The 15832-nt window shown below is 49.1% G+C and carries 10 protein-coding genes, 4 tRNA genes and 1 rRNA gene; 9 read left to right on the top strand and 6 right to left on the bottom strand.

What is annotated here, in order from left to right; translation table 11 throughout:
* The first annotated feature begins 125 nt into the window (after nt 1-125).
* Both rrf and BZG81_RS07350 read left to right on the top strand, forming a co-directional pair.
* Nucleotides 126-241 (top strand): 5S ribosomal RNA (gene rrf, locus BZG81_RS07355).
* Nucleotides 242-300: 59 nt separating this feature from the next.
* Nucleotides 301-377: transfer RNA gene (locus tag BZG81_RS07350), tRNA-Asp, on the top strand.
* Nucleotides 378-572: 195 nt separating this feature from the next.
* Here BZG81_RS07350 and ilvY read toward each other — a convergent pair.
* Nucleotides 573-1436 carry an HTH-type transcriptional activator IlvY gene (gene ilvY, locus BZG81_RS07345; protein WP_077677076.1) on the bottom strand — a complete coding sequence of 288 codons (864 nt, stop codon included), beginning with the start codon at nt 1434-1436 and terminating at the stop codon, nt 573-575.
* Between the two features lie 131 nt (nt 1437-1567).
* Here ilvY and ilvC point away from each other — a divergent pair, with 131 nt between their 5' ends.
* Nucleotides 1568-3052, top strand: coding sequence for a ketol-acid reductoisomerase (ilvC, locus tag BZG81_RS07340; protein WP_077677074.1), 1485 nt, complete (start codon nt 1568-1570; stop codon nt 3050-3052).
* A gap of 90 nt (nt 3053-3142) precedes the next feature.
* Here ilvC and ubiK read toward each other — a convergent pair whose 3' ends face one another.
* From ubiK to BZG81_RS07320, 4 genes are all read right to left on the bottom strand, one after another.
* A complete protein-coding gene (gene ubiK, locus BZG81_RS07335) occupies nt 3143-3409 on the bottom strand; it encodes a ubiquinone biosynthesis accessory factor UbiK (protein WP_021022177.1) in 267 nt (88 codons plus the stop codon).
* A gap of 100 nt (nt 3410-3509) precedes the next feature.
* Nucleotides 3510-6602 carry a multidrug efflux RND transporter permease subunit gene (locus BZG81_RS07330; RefSeq protein ID WP_077461705.1) on the bottom strand — a complete coding sequence of 1031 codons (3093 nt, stop codon included), beginning with the start codon at nt 6600-6602 and terminating at the stop codon, nt 3510-3512.
* A 12-nt stretch (nt 6603-6614) separates the two neighbouring features.
* Nucleotides 6615-7721 (bottom strand): efflux RND transporter periplasmic adaptor subunit, encoded by a 1107-nt coding sequence (locus BZG81_RS07325; protein ID WP_077661631.1) that lies wholly within the window; start codon nt 7719-7721, stop codon nt 6615-6617.
* Nucleotides 7722-7742: 21 nt separating this feature from the next.
* Nucleotides 7743-8303: a TetR/AcrR family transcriptional regulator gene (locus BZG81_RS07320; RefSeq protein WP_025744533.1), complete on the bottom strand. Its 561-nt coding sequence runs from the start codon at nt 8301-8303 to the stop codon at nt 7743-7745.
* 167 nt (nt 8304-8470) lie between these two features.
* Here BZG81_RS07320 and rep point away from each other — a divergent pair, with 167 nt between their 5' ends.
* Nucleotides 8471-10498: a DNA helicase Rep gene (gene rep / locus BZG81_RS07315; protein WP_077677073.1), complete on the top strand. Its 2028-nt coding sequence runs from the start codon at nt 8471-8473 to the stop codon at nt 10496-10498.
* A 69-nt stretch (nt 10499-10567) separates the two neighbouring features.
* On the opposite strand, the gene BZG81_RS07310 is transcribed toward rep, so the two are convergent.
* Nucleotides 10568-11002, bottom strand: a complete 435-nt coding sequence (locus tag BZG81_RS07310; RefSeq protein WP_077577391.1) for a c-type cytochrome — start codon at nt 11000-11002, stop codon at nt 10568-10570.
* Nucleotides 11003-11325: 323 nt separating this feature from the next.
* Here BZG81_RS07310 and BZG81_RS07305 point away from each other — a divergent pair.
* The 5 genes from BZG81_RS07305 to BZG81_RS07285 all read left to right on the top strand — a co-directional run bounded on the left by BZG81_RS07305 (nt 11326) and on the right by BZG81_RS07285 (nt 15795).
* A tRNA-Arg gene (locus tag BZG81_RS07305) sits at nt 11326-11402 on the top strand.
* Nucleotides 11403-11434: 32 nt separating this feature from the next.
* Nucleotides 11435-11510, top strand: a tRNA-His gene (locus BZG81_RS07300).
* 24 nt (nt 11511-11534) lie between these two features.
* A tRNA-Pro gene (locus BZG81_RS07295) sits at nt 11535-11611 on the top strand.
* A gap of 821 nt (nt 11612-12432) precedes the next feature.
* Nucleotides 12433-14151, top strand: a complete 1719-nt coding sequence (locus BZG81_RS07290; RefSeq protein WP_077669767.1) for an ABC transporter ATP-binding protein — start codon at nt 12433-12435, stop codon at nt 14149-14151.
* Between the two features lie 90 nt (nt 14152-14241).
* Entirely contained in the window at nt 14242-15795 is a 1554-nt protein-coding gene (locus BZG81_RS07285; protein ID WP_077677072.1) for an ABC transporter substrate-binding protein, read from the top strand.
* The last annotated feature ends 37 nt before the right edge of the window (nt 15796-15832 follow it).

Below are 15832 nucleotides of genomic sequence, written 5' to 3'. Positions count from 1 at the left end.
GCTTAACCATACAACACCCAAGAGGTTTTGGGTTGGACTCGAAATAAGCCAGTTGATTGTGGCGAGAATGAAACAGCTTTCTAGATACGTGTTTTGACTGAAAAGTGAAGACACACCAAATTTTGCTTGGCGACCATAGCGCTTTGGACCCACCTGATCCCATGCCGAACTCAGTAGTGAAACGAAGCAGCGCCGATGGTAGTGTGGGGTCTCCCCATGTGAGAGTAGGACATCGCCAGGCTTTGATTACAATTGATTAAAGCAAAGAGATATAAGCCTTTAGTCATACAGAATTGGTGCGGAGTGGTAGTTCAGTTGGTTAGAATACCGGCCTGTCACGCCGGGGGTCGCGGGTTCGAGTCCCGTCCACTCCGCCACTACTTAGAAACCCTGCTAAATTTAGTAGGGTTTTTTGTTATTGACTAGGTTCGCCCTGCGGGCGAATGAGTCCCGCAGGATGGCCTGCCCGTTGTCCGCAATCCCGGCCCTCCGCCACTACTTAGAAACCCTAGCTGAAAAGCTGGGGTTTTTTGCGTTTAAGCCCCTGGATAGTGATGTTGGGGCTTTTTGGATTATCGCATCGTATCGAGTAGGGCATTGAGTAAAGGCTCTTTGGCGCGGGAAGTTTTACAACAAAGGCCTAGTTCGAGAGGTTGTACGATTTCTTGGCGTAAGCGCTCAACCTTGTCCTTTACTGGACTGTTATCAATCACCACATCCGGTGCAACACCAATACCACAGCCCAATGCCACCATACTGACTATCGCCTCGTGACCCGCTATTTGTGCGTAGACGTTTGCCTCGATGCCTTTGCTGGCCAACCATTGATCAGCGAGTTCGCGCGCTGTTCCCGCTTCGGGCAAGATTAAGGGTGTGTGTTGCCAGTCAATGGCTTGTAAGTCAATGCCACTGCTGGCCATTGCCGGCGCGATAACCGACAAGCTCACGGTATCAATGGGTTGAAAGACTAAACTTGACGACAAATACTTTGGTTTAGCGGCAATGGCAATGTCGGCGCTATTGTCTTGCACCTTCTCTTCTGCCTGAGCGGGATCGCCGGTCAGCAGTTGTAGCTCGATATTTGGGTATTGCTGACGAAAACGCGCGATTAACTCCGGTAAATGGCTATAGCTGGCGGTGACCGAGCAAAAGAGCGTGAGCTTACCGCCGAGCAAAGAGGCATGTTCATTAATATTAGCTTTGGTGGTATGCCATAGTTGTAAGATTTCTCGCGCCACGGGTAATAACGTTTTTCCTGCGGGCGTTAAGGTAACGGCTTTGTTCGTCCGAATAAACAACGGCTGACCGATATCCTCCTCAAGCCGTTGAATAATCCGACTTAGAGCCGACGGGCTAGCATGCATGGCTTTTGCCGCACGGGTATAGCTTTTGGTATCACAGAGGTGAAGAAAACCCGTAAGTTGTTTGGTGTTCATGGTGTGTTCTTGCTTTATTTGCAATGTCATGTTGTGAATATATCACTTTAGGCAATATGATGGTTAAGGTAGTATCAAAATTAAGCGGTGAAAACGCACCCAATCATGGATTCGAATCAATGGAGCACCCTATGGCGAACTACTTTAATACCCTGAATTTGCGTCAACAATTGGAACAATTAGGCGTATGCCGATTTATGTCGCGCGATGAATTTGCCAACGAGGCCGAATTCCTCAAAGGTAAAAAAGTGGTGATTGTTGGCTGTGGGGCGCAAGGGCTTAATCAGGGTCTAAACATGCGTGACTCGGGTCTTGATGTGGCTTATGCACTGCGTCAGGCGGCGATTGATGAGAAGCGTCCTTCTTACCAAAACGCGGTCGAGCATGGGTTTACAGTGGGGAGCTATCAAGATGTGATCCCACAAGCGGATTTGGTGATCAATCTGACCCCAGATAAGCAACACTCCAACGTCGTAGAGACCGTCATGCCGTTGATGAAAGATGGCGCTGCGCTCGGTTACTCTCATGGCTTTAATATCGTCGAAGTGGGTCAGCGCATTCGTGAAGATATTACCGTCGTTATGGTGGCGCCTAAGTGTCCAGGTACCGAAGTGCGTGAAGAGTATAAACGCGGCTTTGGTGTGCCGACGCTGATCGCGGTCCACCCAGAAAATGATCCTAACGGCGAAGGCTTTGAGGTTGCGAAAGCATGGGCAGCCGCAACCGGCGGTCATCGTGCAGGGGTGCTAGCGTCTTCGTTTGTGGCGGAAGTAAAATCAGACCTGATGGGCGAACAAACCATCCTGTGTGGCATGCTACAGGCCGGATCGGTTGTTTGCTATGAGAAAATGATCGCAGAAGGTGTTGAGCCGGGCTATGCGGGTATACTTATTCAATATGGCTGGGAAACCATCACTGAAGCACTGAAGTTCGGTGGCATCACGCATATGATGGATCGCTTGTCCAACCCCGCGAAAGTAAAAGCCTTTGAGCTGTCGGAGTCGCTTAAAGAGCTTATGCGTCCCCTTTACAACAAACACATGGATGACATTATCTCTGGCCATTTCTCCGCGACCATGATGGCCGATTGGGATAATGGCGATAAAGATCTTTTCACTTGGCGTGAGGAAACGGCACAGACCGCGTTTGAAAACTATCCCGAGTCAGATGCCAGTATCAGTGAGCAAGAATTCTTTGATAACGGTATTTTGATGGTTGCTATGGTGCGTGCTGGGGTCGAGCTTGCCTTTGAGGTCATGGTGTCGTCCGGTATTGTGGAAGAGTCGGCGTATTACGAGTCATTGCATGAGTTGCCGTTGATTGCCAACACCATTGCACGTAAGCGTCTTTACGAAATGAACGTGGTTATTTCCGATACGGCAGAGTACGGTAACTACTTGTTCGCTAATGTGGCGACGCCATTGTTGCGCGAGCATTTTATGCCAACGGTGGGCGCGGATGTGATTGGCAAAGGATTGTCAGAAACATCTAATCAGGTTGATAACGCCACCTTGATTGAAGTGAATGACCGTATTCGTCATCACCCGATCGAATATATCGGCGAAGAGTTACGCGGCTATATGACTGATATGAAACAGATTGCACTTGATAATTAATCGCGCTCGATAACTGACTGCCATCAGTTGAAATGATACGCAGAGATAAGCCTGGCCTGAGGGTCAGGCTTTTTGCGTTGATGCGATCGGTTATTGCTGGTTATCTTGCGATTGGCCGATCTTTGTTTCCATTTCTTCAAGCTTTGCTTCGAGCTCGGTGAGCTTTTGACGCGTGCGCAGTAATACCTGAGTTTGTACATCAAACTCCTCACGGCTTACCACGTCAAGCTTAGTCAACTGGCCTTGAATGGCTTGGCGCACACGGCTTTCCATATCCGTGCCTAACTCTTTGACAGGCTGAGGCATGGCATCGTGAATTTGCTTGGCCATTTGCTCAAGTTTTTTCGGGTCAAACATGGAATACTCCTTTATTAACTGTCTTTATTCTATGTAAATACGTACAGCTTGTCGAAAGGATGACAAAAGAAAAGGGCCCGTAGGCCCTTAATAGGATGCATTAATGTGATGCACGATAGTCTTCATCGAGCTTATCAAGCTCATCGTCTTCGACAAACACCGGCAGCGGCTTGTGCTTGCTGGCCAGATAGGTATAAATCACTGGCAGAACGAATAGCGTGAATAATGTCCCGATGGCAAGACCCGCCACGATGACTATCCCGATGCTAAAGCGTTGTTCGGCACCGGCGCCGCTGGCAAACATAAGCGGGATAAGGCCTGCAATCATTGCAGCTGTTGTCATCAAGATCGGACGCAGACGAATTTTTGCAGCCTCTTTTACCGCATCCATGCGACTGGCTTGGTGATATAACTGCTGCTCTTTGGCGACTTCACAGATCAGAATACCGTGCTTGGTAATTAGACCTATCAAGGTTATCAGCCCCACCTGCGAGTAGATATTCATCGATGACAGTCCCCACGCCAAAGCAATCAACGCGCCACAAATCGCCAGAGGCACTGAGACCAAGATCACCAGAGGGTCGAGTAGCGATTCGAACTGAATCGCAAGCACCAAGTAAATAATCGCCAGCGCAAACAAGAAAGTTGCATACAGTGCACTGCCTTCAGTGACGTATTGACGCGATTCACCAAGATAATCGTGCTGATACCCTTTTGGCAGTTCTGCCGCTTTGCTTTCAAACCACTCTACGGCGGTACCCATGGTCACGCTAGGGGCAGCAACGGCACTAATCGTCGCAGCATTCAATTGATTAAAATGAGGTAACGAGCGCGGCTCGCCTGTCACTTCAATATCAATCAAAGAGCCGAGAGGTATCGAATCACCATTGGCAGCGCTCACGTAGTAGCTTTCGATCGACTCAGGGTTAAGGCGATATTTACGCTCAACTTGCGGGATCACTTCATACGATCGGCCGTCAAAGTCAATACGATTAATGTAGCCGTCGGCCATCATGGTTCCGATCGTCGTACCGATATCACGCATGGTGACGCCATACGATCCCGCTTTATCCTTATCAATATGGATATTCATGGTGGCGGAGTCGAAGTTAAGGTTAAGCTCCGAGTAAACGAAATTTGGGCTTGATTGCACTTCGCCCATGATTTCAGCGGTTACCTGATACAGGCTTTCGAAGTTATTGGGCGATGTCACCACAAATTGAATAGGCAAACCTGAGGAAGCACCTGGCAATTCCGGCATTTCGAAGGTGGTGACCTTCATACCTGGAATATCCTTCACTTCATTCGCCATGCGTTTGACTACCTCAGACTGGCTCGCTTCCCGCTCGCTCCAAGGTACTAATGAGGCGATACCAAAGGCTTGGTTCGACTTAGGTACCCCGGAGAAGACTTGTGAGAAAGCCACTTCGGGTTGCTGGTCCAGTTTTTGGTTCACTTCCGCCATGCTATTTTGGATGTAATCCAAGTTAGCGGTGGAGGGCGCAGTACCCATCATGACCACCACGCCTTTATCCTCTGACGGAGCAAGCTCACTAGGAATAAAGCTAAACAGCACCGGCAGGGAAGCGAATACAATCACCGCAAACGTCACGATCACCGGACGGCGCTCCATCACCTTGCTGAGCATACGCGCATACTTATCTGTCATCCCATCAAGGAAGCGATGTACCGCTAACTCAAAACGACTCGGTTGCGCATTGGCTTTTAACAAGGTCGCACACATCACCGGCGAGAGCGTTAGTGCGACAATGCCGGACACAAACACTGCCCCAGCAAGCGTTAACGCAAACTCCTTAAACAGGGAGCCGGTGATCCCGCCCATCATGGCGATAGGGGCATAAACGGCTGCCAGTGTTAGCGTCATAGAAATAACGGGCACCGCTATCTCACGGGTACCAATGATGGCGGCACGGAACGGCGACTCACCTAACTTAATATGACGGTCGATATTCTCGAGCACCACAATGGCGTCATCGACCACCAAGCCGATGGCCAGAACCATGGCCAGTAGCGTCATCAAGTTCAGTGAGAAGCCAATCATTTCCATCACTAGCGCTACACCAATCAGCGACAGCGGGATGGTAATAATGGGGATGATTACCGCGCGGAACGAGCCCAAGAACAGAGTAATAACCACCAACACAATTAACGCGGCTTCGATGATGGTTTTGATTACCTCATTGATTGACTCATTGATCGCATTCGACGAGTCATACAACACGTTCATCTCAATGTTGCTGGGCATGTTACGTTCCACTTCGGGCAACATGTCCATCACGTCGGCAGCAATATTGATCGGATTGGCTGAGGGGGTAGCGTTAATGGCTGCGACAACTGCCTCGGAACCATTGGCAAGCGCTCGGACTCGGTCGTGACTTTTTTCCAGCGAGACGTTAGCAATATCGCCTAACCGCACGATGCGGCCATCTTGCGTATCAACCACCAGTTTGGCTAACTCTTCTGGCGTTGAAACTTGCGTATCCGCACTGCCGTTGTAGACCATAAAGGTACCGGTAGCTTGACCGGTTGCCGACTGGTAGTTATTGGCATCGAGTACTGACATGACATCAGTGGCACTTAGCTTAAAGGCCGCCATCTTTTCAGGATCAAGCCATACACGTAAGCCGTACTTCACCCCGCCATATAGATCGATTTTTGACACCCCACCCACAGTAAACAATTGGGGTTTAACCACGCGCTCAAGATAATCGGTGATCTGGCTCGAGTCGAGTTCTGGCGAGGTAAAACCGATATACATGACCGCGGTCGTAGAGCCGGTCGACATGGATACGGACGGATCTTCTGATTCTGCCGGGAGCTGTGCCCTTACCGAATTGACTTTGGCCAGTATATCTGCCAAGGCGGCATTCGGATCGGTATTTAGCTTCATGTTGACTGTGATTGTCGATGATCCCAGCACCGATTCTGAGGTCATAAAGTCAATATTGTCAGCTTGGGCGACAGCTTGCTCGAGCGGGGTGGTAATAAAACCCTGAATCAAGTCAGCACTGGCACCATAATAGCTGGTTGTGATGGTGACCACGGTATTGGTCATCTCCGGGTATTCCCTAACTTGCATCTTAAATAAAGACTGCAAGCCGAGCAGTGCAATCAGAATACTGATTGACGCAGCTAGCACGGGGCGCCGGATAAAAATATCAGTAAAGCGCATCACATCCTCGTCTTACAATTGAGGTAATTGTTCTGGTGGAGTGAGAGCGTCGTTGTCGACGATTTTCACTTTAGAGCCATTGCTTAAGCGCACCTGGCCGGACGTAACAACCTGATCGCCAGGCTCTAGACCGTCGATAATGCGCGCTTGATGGCCACGACGCTCGCCGACTTTAATAACTTGTTGATAGGCGCGCTTTTCTCCGTCTTCTTCACGGATTACATACACACTTTCACCGTATAGGTTGAAGTTAATCGCAGTTTGATCAATCACGATTTGCTTCTCAATCGTCGGCAAGACGATATCGGCGCGGGCAAACATCCCTGAGCGCAACTGGCCATCATTGTTGGGAATATTGGCTTCCACTTTAATCAGGCCGCTCTGGCTGTTGACCGCAGGCTCGATAGCACTGATAGAGCCGATGAATTCTTTTTCAGGATAAGCATCGACTGTAATGCGTAATGCCTGGCTTAGACGGATCTTCGAGATATCGGTTTGCGGCACGGTAAAGCGCAGTTTCATTACCGAGGTATCTTCTAGCCGAGCAATATCGGTACCTGGCTGCAGGTACTCACCCATAAATACATTACGCAGGCCAATCACACCATCAAAGGGAGCTTGAAGATTACGACGTGCAATGGTGGCTTCAAGCGCATTAATGTCAGCTTGTAAAGAACGGTAATTCGCTTCAGCTTCATCCAATGCTTCTTTAGAAATCGACCCTTTAGTAAACAGTCCTTGATAACGTTTGAACTTGGCTTCTGCGGCGGGTAATCGTGCTTGCGTACTTGCCAAGTTGGCTTTTTCAACGCTAGAGTCGAGTTCAACCAGATTTTGCCCACGTTTAACGGTTTGGCCTGATTCAAAGTTGATCACATCCACCACACCGGCAATTTGCGTGGTTAAGGTGATCCCTTGATTGGGCTCAACAAACCCGATGGCATCCATGGTGGGTGTCCAGGGTTCAGCGTTAACGGTCACTGCCGTCACTGGGTGCGTCGGCTCTGGCATGTTTGCCATATACTCTGCAACCTTTTGCTGCTTAAAAAGGTTAAAGCCAATCACACTGCCAAACAGCAGCAGTGCAAGGATAACCATAAAGAAAAACCATTTTTTCATCGAAGTAAGCTCCGAGCGTCGTTAGTGAAGAGAAATTGCATCCCAGCAAGCTTGGATCGCATCTGCGATAGCATAACTGTCTAGAGTTATAACACCCCGAACCTGTTTGCGAGCTAAACAAAAAACGGGTTCAAGCCCCAAGGTGATGAGCACCTCATCGTCCAGTGGCTTAAAGCGCTTTTGCCGCTTACCTTCCTGAAAGACTTGATAAAGATCAGAGAAGGCCTCTCGCTCTTGCTGGGTTTGTGACTGATCATCGCGTGGCAGAGCATCAAACTGGTCACGAGATAATAATAAGTGATCGCGTTGTAGCATCATGGTCCACGTGTTGCGCCATAACCGCTCAAATTGATCTTTTAGGGTTGGTTCATCCTTTACCCCCTGTTGAATATGGGTCGCACATTGCATCATAAGGTGCATAGACAGTTGACGAAGCAAGTCTTCTTTATCGTTAAAATAGCGATAAATGGTGCCGGCGGCCACTTGCGCTTGGGTGGCGACCTGATGCATTGAGACCTTGTCGAGCCCACGCGTGGCAATCAGTTGCTCTGTCGCCGCGAATATTTGCGTACGTTTGTCCATTGATGATGAACTTACTAGTGAATGAACGTTCATTCATTTTAGAGTGAATTTTGTGCGTATGACAAGCATAAATTGTAGCAAGCTTGTTGAGCCTTGCTTGGGTGAGATAGACATCAGTAAGATTCCTTCTACAATGCCCTCTCAGCCATTAACGAGGTGCCGCCATCATGAAGCTTAATCCTGCGCAATCGGATGCAGTCCGCCATATTTCTGGCCCCTGTCTGGTGTTAGCTGGCGCAGGCTCGGGAAAAACACGCGTGATTACGCATAAGATCGCCTATTTGGTTCAACAATGTGGCTATAAAGCGCGTCATATTGCCGCGGTGACTTTCACGAACAAAGCGGCACGAGAGATGAAAGAGCGCGTGGCACAAAGCTTGGGTAAGCAAGAATCGCGCGGCTTGATGGTGTCAACCTTTCATACCTTGGGCCTGAATATTATCCGCCGAGAATACAAAACCTTGGGGTTAAAAGCGGGCTTTTCGTTGTTTGATGATCAAGACCAATTAGCACTACTCAAAGCTCTGACCGAACAAGAGCTAGATAATGATAAAGACTTGCTGCGTCAATTGGTGCACACCATCTCCAACTGGAAAAATGCCATGTTGGGACCCGATGAAGCGTTGGCGCAAGCACAAGGTGAGCGGGACCAGTTATTTGCCGCCTGCTATGCGCGCTATCAAAAACAAATGCGGGCCTATAACGCGCTCGATTTTGATGATCTTATCTTGATGCCGGTGGCGCTACTTAGCCAAAACCAAACCGTGCGTGAGCGTTGGCAAGCACGTATTCGCTATTTATTGGTCGACGAGTATCAAGATACCAACACCAGCCAGTATCAATTGGTGAAGCTGCTGGTGGGTGAGCGATCACGCTTTACCGTGGTAGGGGATGATGACCAATCGATTTACTCCTGGCGAGGCGCTCAGCCGAAAAACCTGGTGTACTTACAACAAGACTTTCCGCGTCTGCATGTGGTGAAGTTGGAGCAAAATTACCGCTCAACCAGTCGAATACTGCGTGCAGCCAATATCTTGATAGCCAATAACCCCCATGTATTCGAAAAAACGCTATTTTCTGCCTTGCCCGATGGCGACATGCTCAAAGTGCTGACTGCCAATAACGAAGAGCATGAAGCGGAACGTGTGGTTGGGGAACTGATAGGCCACCGTTTTTTAGGGCGTACGCAATACAAAGATTACGCGGTCTTATACCGTGGCAATCACCAATCGCGTTTGATTGAAAAAGCCCTGATACAAAATCGTATCCCGTATAAAATATCAGGCGGCACGTCCTTCTTCTCGCGCGCCGAAATTAAAGACATCATGGCCTATTTGCGCTTGTTGACCAACCCAGATGACGACAATGCGTTTTTGCGCGTAGTGAATACGCCGCGACGCGAAATTGGCCCGGTGACATTAGAAAAACTCGGCAGTTATGCCAATCAGCGCGGCAAGAGCTTGTTTGCGGCGAGCTTTGAGTTAGGCCTGACCCAGCATTTATCTGGGCGAGGGCTGGCTGCCCTGCAAGCGTTTACGCGGTGGATTGTGGAACTGTCTGATCAGGCTGAGCGGGGCGATACCGTGTCCGCGATACGATCACTGTTGCGAGATACACAGTATGAAGATTGGCTGTATGAGAGTTCATCCAGTCCCAAAGTGGCAGAGATGCGGATGAAAAACGTCTCACAGCTTCACAGTTGGATTGTCGCTGATCTTCAGGGGGATAATCCGGATCAGGTTGAACGAAGCCTGCGAGAAGTGGTTCAGCGCCTGACGCTGCGTGACATGATGGAACGTGGCGAAGATGATGACGAGGCTGACCAAGTACAGCTGATGACGTTGCACGCATCGAAAGGGCTAGAATTTCCATACGTGTATTTGATCGGTATGGAAGAAGGCTTGTTGCCTCATCAATCGAGTATTGATGAAGATAATATCGACGAAGAGCGGCGTTTAGCTTACGTCGGATTGACCCGTGCGCAAAAGGCGCTGACCTTTGTCGTTTGCAAAGAAAGGCGCCAGTTTGGCGAGCTTATCAAGCCACAACAAAGCCGTTTTCTCGACGAATTGCCGTTTGATGATCTTGAGTGGGAGTCGCAGAAAAAACCTGTGTCTCAAGAAGAGAGAATGGAAAAAGGGCAAGCGGCGATCGCTAACTTAAAAGCCATGCTCGATAAAAACAAGTCACCCTAAACACAGCCTTGCTCAATAAGTAACGCCGCGAAGGCGGCGTTACTGTCAAACGATTGATGAGCCGTGCTATTAGAGTGCGTCGAGCATGTGCTCGATAGCCGCGACGATTTCATCATCCGAGCAGTCCATACAGGTGCCTTTGGCAGGCATTGCATTAAAACCGTTGATAGCATGTTTGGCTAGGGTTTCCATGCCTTTATCAACACGTGGGCCCCAAGCGGCGGCATCACCGATTTTAGGGGCGCCAGCTGCGCCTGTGCCGTGGCAGGCTGTGCAGTAAGTATTATAGACTTGGTCACCGCTACGTGGGCCAGTTGGTTCTGCTGCCGCCGTTTGCGTGGGGGCTTCTCCATCAATATACACGTCACCCACAGGCGCAATGCGCTCGGCGATGGCGGCTTTTTCTTGTTCAGACACTTCTAATGCTTGCGCAGCAGAAGCAAATAGTAGAGCGGCTACCGAGGCAACCATAATACGACCTAGACTTTTTCCCTTTGCGCTCACAATGACACTCCCACATTACTGGTGGCTTAACGCCTTTTTTATCTTATTTGCCGCCAACCTTAAGAGGTGAATCAATCAAGAGTGATTCGGTTGCGGCCTGTCAGTCTCGTCTCAACGGATTTGCCAACCTCGCTAGGTTAACCCCGTGTAAAGATTAGGTGATTATAGCGCTTTAGATTGTTACGTTAAACCGTTATAGTAGAGACCTTACTGACGATTTCTACGCGATTTGTTGAAAAAGAGACCAGTCAGTAAAAAAATTAAAAAAAATGCTAGACGGCTGGTGGTGATATCCGTAATATTCGACACCGCCAACGGGGCAAGCGCCCGTAGCTCAGTTGGATAGAGTGTTGGCCTCCGAAGCCAAAGGTCACAGGTTCAAATCCTGTCGGGCGCGCCATTCCGGGATAGGAATATGGCAGAAAATCAGTGGTGGCTGTAGCTCAGTTGGTAGAGCCCTGGATTGTGATTCCAGTTGTCGCGGGTTCAAGTCCCGTCAGCCACCCCATTATTTTCGCACTAAGCGATATGTCGGTGAATAGCGCAGTTTGGTAGCGCATCTGGTTTGGGACCAGAGGGTCGGGGGTTCGAATCCCTCTTCACCGACCACTATTACAAACCCTAGCCTAATGGCTGGGGTTTTTTCATTTATATCTGTTCGCCAAGTGCAGAGGGTCGGGGGCCGGAAGCCCGGTCGCATCGAATCCCTCTTCACCGACCACTATTACAAATCCTAGCCTAATGGCTGGGGTTTTTCATTTATATCTGTTCGCCAAGTGCAGAGGGTCGGGGGCCGGAAGCCCGGTCGCATCGAATCCCTCTTCACCGACCACTATTACAAACCCTAGCCTAACGGCTGGGGTTTTTTCGTTTATGCCTTTTCCTCTTTCTTCTCTGTTTCTCTCCTCTGTTTCCTTGTGTCGATTCGCTGATATAGACAATAAAAATGCAGAAATTAGAGCGCTATCAAGGTTTAGCGAGATAAAAAGTCATCAATTGGTCATAAATTCACAACTGATCGATATAACTGCTATACCTGTCTTTACTAAGAATAAAAAACTACTTAATAAGTAACTTATAACTTATGCAGTGTGTCTATCATTTATAAATCAGTCATTATCACTACGGATGTTATATGGCTGTTAATTCAGATGGCTTTATTCTATGCGTGATTTGCTTTAAAACAGAGGGAATGGGAATAGCTTATATCTTTATGATATGAAGTGTGTTTTGTGTCTTGCCGCCGGGCAAGTGCTGGTAGTTAGATGAATGAATATCCGAGATGATTAGGCCTTTATGGTGTTTTCTTCTGCGATGTTGATTTTTTGTGAAATGTTTGCCAGATTGGAATCGCATCTCTCCAAGGCGAGGCAGCCCCTTGTTTTGGTTAGCACGTTGATCGTCACCTTTGACGATATCAAGGATGAAAAATGTCACTGCTAGAAGTTAATAACCTCCGAATAGAGTACCCGTCTCGCCATGGTGTCCACGCGGCCGTGACCTCGCTGTCATTAACGATTGAGCGTGGTGAGATTGTCGGCGTGGTCGGTGAGTCCGGCGCAGGTAAATCAACCGTTGGAAATGCGGTGATTGATTTACTTAGCCCTCCAGGACGCATTGCCAGTGGCGATGTATACCTCGATGGTCAAAAAATATCGGGCCTGACACCCAATCAAATGCGCAAAGTGCGTGGCGATAAAATTGGATTTATTTTTCAAGATCCCATGACCTCGCTGAACCCGTTATTTACCGTCGAGCAACAGCTGACAGAAACGATAATAACCAACCTTAATCTAACGTCCCAGCAAGCCTATCAGCGTGCGATAAGCCTGATGGAGCAAGTCGGGATCCCAGAGCCTGAGTTGCGTATTAAGCAGTATCCGCATCAATTTTCTGGTGGGATGCGTCAGCGCGTGGTGATCGCGGTCGCATTGGCCGGTGAGCCAGATTTAATTATCGCTGATGAGCCAACGACAGCATTGGATGTTTCGATTCAAGATCAAATTCTCAATTTGATTCGCGATTTATGCCAGCAGAAAAACGTGGGTTGTATGTTAGTGACCCACGATATGGGCGTAGTGGCGAATGTGACCGATCGTGTCGCGGTCATGTATCGAGGTGACTTAGTTGAACTTGGCACCACACAGCAAGTGTTGGGCGATCCGCAACATCCTTACACCCAAAGCTTAATCTCCGCCGTGCCACGCTCCGATATCAAACTGGATCGTTTTCCTTTGGTGAATTACATCGAAGAAGCAGGTGAAACCCTTGAGCTGGATGTGAAGAACCACTGGCTAGGACAAAGCCAAGACCAACGCGCTTATTCTGGCCCCTTGTTACAAGTAAAGGACGTCTCGTTGCGATTTGTGACCAAGGATTCGTTTTTTGCCAGCCGTCGCGAATATGTCCAAGCCTCGGACCACGTCAGCTTTGATATTGTTGAAGGGGAAACTTTTGGTCTGGTTGGCGAGTCAGGCTCCGGGAAGTCAACCATCGCTCGGGCGATTACCGGGCTGTATCCGCCCAATACCGGCCAGATTATTTTTGAAGATATCGATTTGACCGCGATAAAAAGTGAGCGGGCCCGTCGTCCAATCCGTCGTCAAATGCAGATGGTGTTTCAAAACCCCTATTCATCCATGAATCCGCGGATGAAGATTTATGACATTATCGCGGAGCCGATTCGCTTTCACCGCTTGGCAGAAAGTGAGTCGCAAATCCGTCAAATTGTCGGAGACTTGCTCGATCACGTGGGATTAGGCCGTGGTGCTGGAATCAAATATCCGCATGAGTTTTCTGGTGGCCAGCGTCAGCGTATCTCGATTGCCCGCGCACTGGCGACGCGACCACGGTTGCTGATTTGTGACGAGCCAACCTCCGCGTTAGATGTCTCTGTTCAGGCTCAGATCTTAAATCTGCTTAAAGATCTGCAAGACGAGCTCAATCTGACCATGTTATTTATCAGCCATGATTTACCGGTGATTCGTCAAATGTGCGATCGCATTGGGGTGATGCGTAAAGGTCAGCTACTTGAAGTCGCTCCAACCGAGCAACTGTTTACTGACCCACAACATGAATACAGCCGTCATCTTATCTCATTAATGCCTGAGTTTAAGGGAATGAGCACAGAAGGTTTGCAACCGGCATAGCGTGCTATGTCGACGCGGCCAAGGGCCGCACCGTATCTATGATGCAAACACAGCAGGGGCTATATCCCCTACGCATAAAGGAGCTATGCAATGAAAACAATGAAGAGCAAGATAGCCGTGGCACTCATGGCCGCTGGCCTGAGTTTTAGTGCTGCCGCTGCCGACATTACAGTGGCTTATGACGCGGATCCCGTTTCTTTGGATCCGCATGAGCAACTGTCTGGTGGTACCTTACAGCTATCACACATGGTCTTCGACCCCTTGGTCCGCTTTACCCAAGAGATGGACTTCGAGCCTCGTCTTGCCACCTCGTGGGAGCGTATCGATGATGAAACCGTGCGTTTCAATCTTCGCAAAGGCGTGACGTTCCACTCTGGTAACGCGTTTACCGCTGACGATGTGGTATGGACCTTTGACCGTTTGAAATCATCACCTGACTTTAAAGGGATTTTCACCCCAATCGTTGACATCAAAAAAGTCGATGAGCACACCGTTGATGTGGTCACCGACGGCACCTACCCACTGGTAGAAAACGTGATGACCTACGTGTTCCCCATGGACAGCAAATTCTACAGTGGTGAGACCGAAGACGGACGCGACAAATCTGAGCTGAAGAAAAATGGCTCAACCTATGCATCAACACACTTGTCAGGCACAGGGCCATACGTGGTCGACGAACGTGAACAAGGCGTAGTGGTTGAATTTGACCGTAATGAGAATTACTGGGACAAAGACAGCGTAGGCAATGTCGACAACATCACGCTGCGTCCGATCAAAGAAGATGCCACCCGTGTCGCGGCACTGTTATCGGGTGACGTCGATATGATCGCCCCTGTATCGCCCAACGATTATCGTCGTATCGATCGCTCTGATAATTTGCAGCTGGTGACCATGCCTGGTACACGCGTGATTACCTTCCAAATGAACCAAAGTGTGGTGGAAGAATTTAAAGACCCGCGTGTCCGTCAAGCGGTGGCGTATGCGGTCAATAACGAAGGCATCGCGCAAAAAATAATGAAAGGCGCCGCGACACCGGCAAGCCAGCAAAGCCCAGTCGGTTATGCGGGTTACAATGCCGATCTCGCGCCGCGTTATGACTTGGCGAAAGCGAAAAAGTTGATGGAAGAAGCCGGTTATCCTGATGGTTTTTCTGTCACCATGATTGCCCCCAATAACCGCTATGTGAATGATGAAAAAATCGCTCAAGCGGTATCCGCGATGATGGCGAAAATCGGCATCAAAGTGGATTTACAGACCATGCCAAAAGCGCAGTACTGGCCTGAGTTTGATAAGTGTGAAGCCGGTATGCAAATGATCGGCTGGCACCCAGATACGGAAGATTCGGCTAACTTTACCGAGTTCCTCACCATGACCCGCAACGCTGACACGGGTAAAGGGCAGTATAACTGTGGCCATTACTCGAACAGTGAAGTGGACAAACTGGTACTCGATGCGAATTCAGAAACGGATCTGGAAAAACGTAACGCGATGCTGCAAAAGGTCGAGAAGATCTTGTATGACGATGCGGCTTTCCTTCCTCTGCACTGGCAAGATCCGTCTTGGGCAGCCAAAAATAACGTTAACATCAAACCGATCGTTAACGGTATGAACTTCCCTTACTTCGGCGATTTAGTGGTCGAGTAATGGATTGACACAGGGCCCCAATCCTGGGGCCTTGATT

Source organism: Salinivibrio sp. MA607, assembly GCF_001996245.1.
GTDB classification, from domain to species: domain Bacteria; phylum Pseudomonadota; class Gammaproteobacteria; order Enterobacterales; family Vibrionaceae; genus Salinivibrio; species Salinivibrio costicola.
This window is presented reverse-complemented; position numbering and strand designations above follow the sequence as displayed.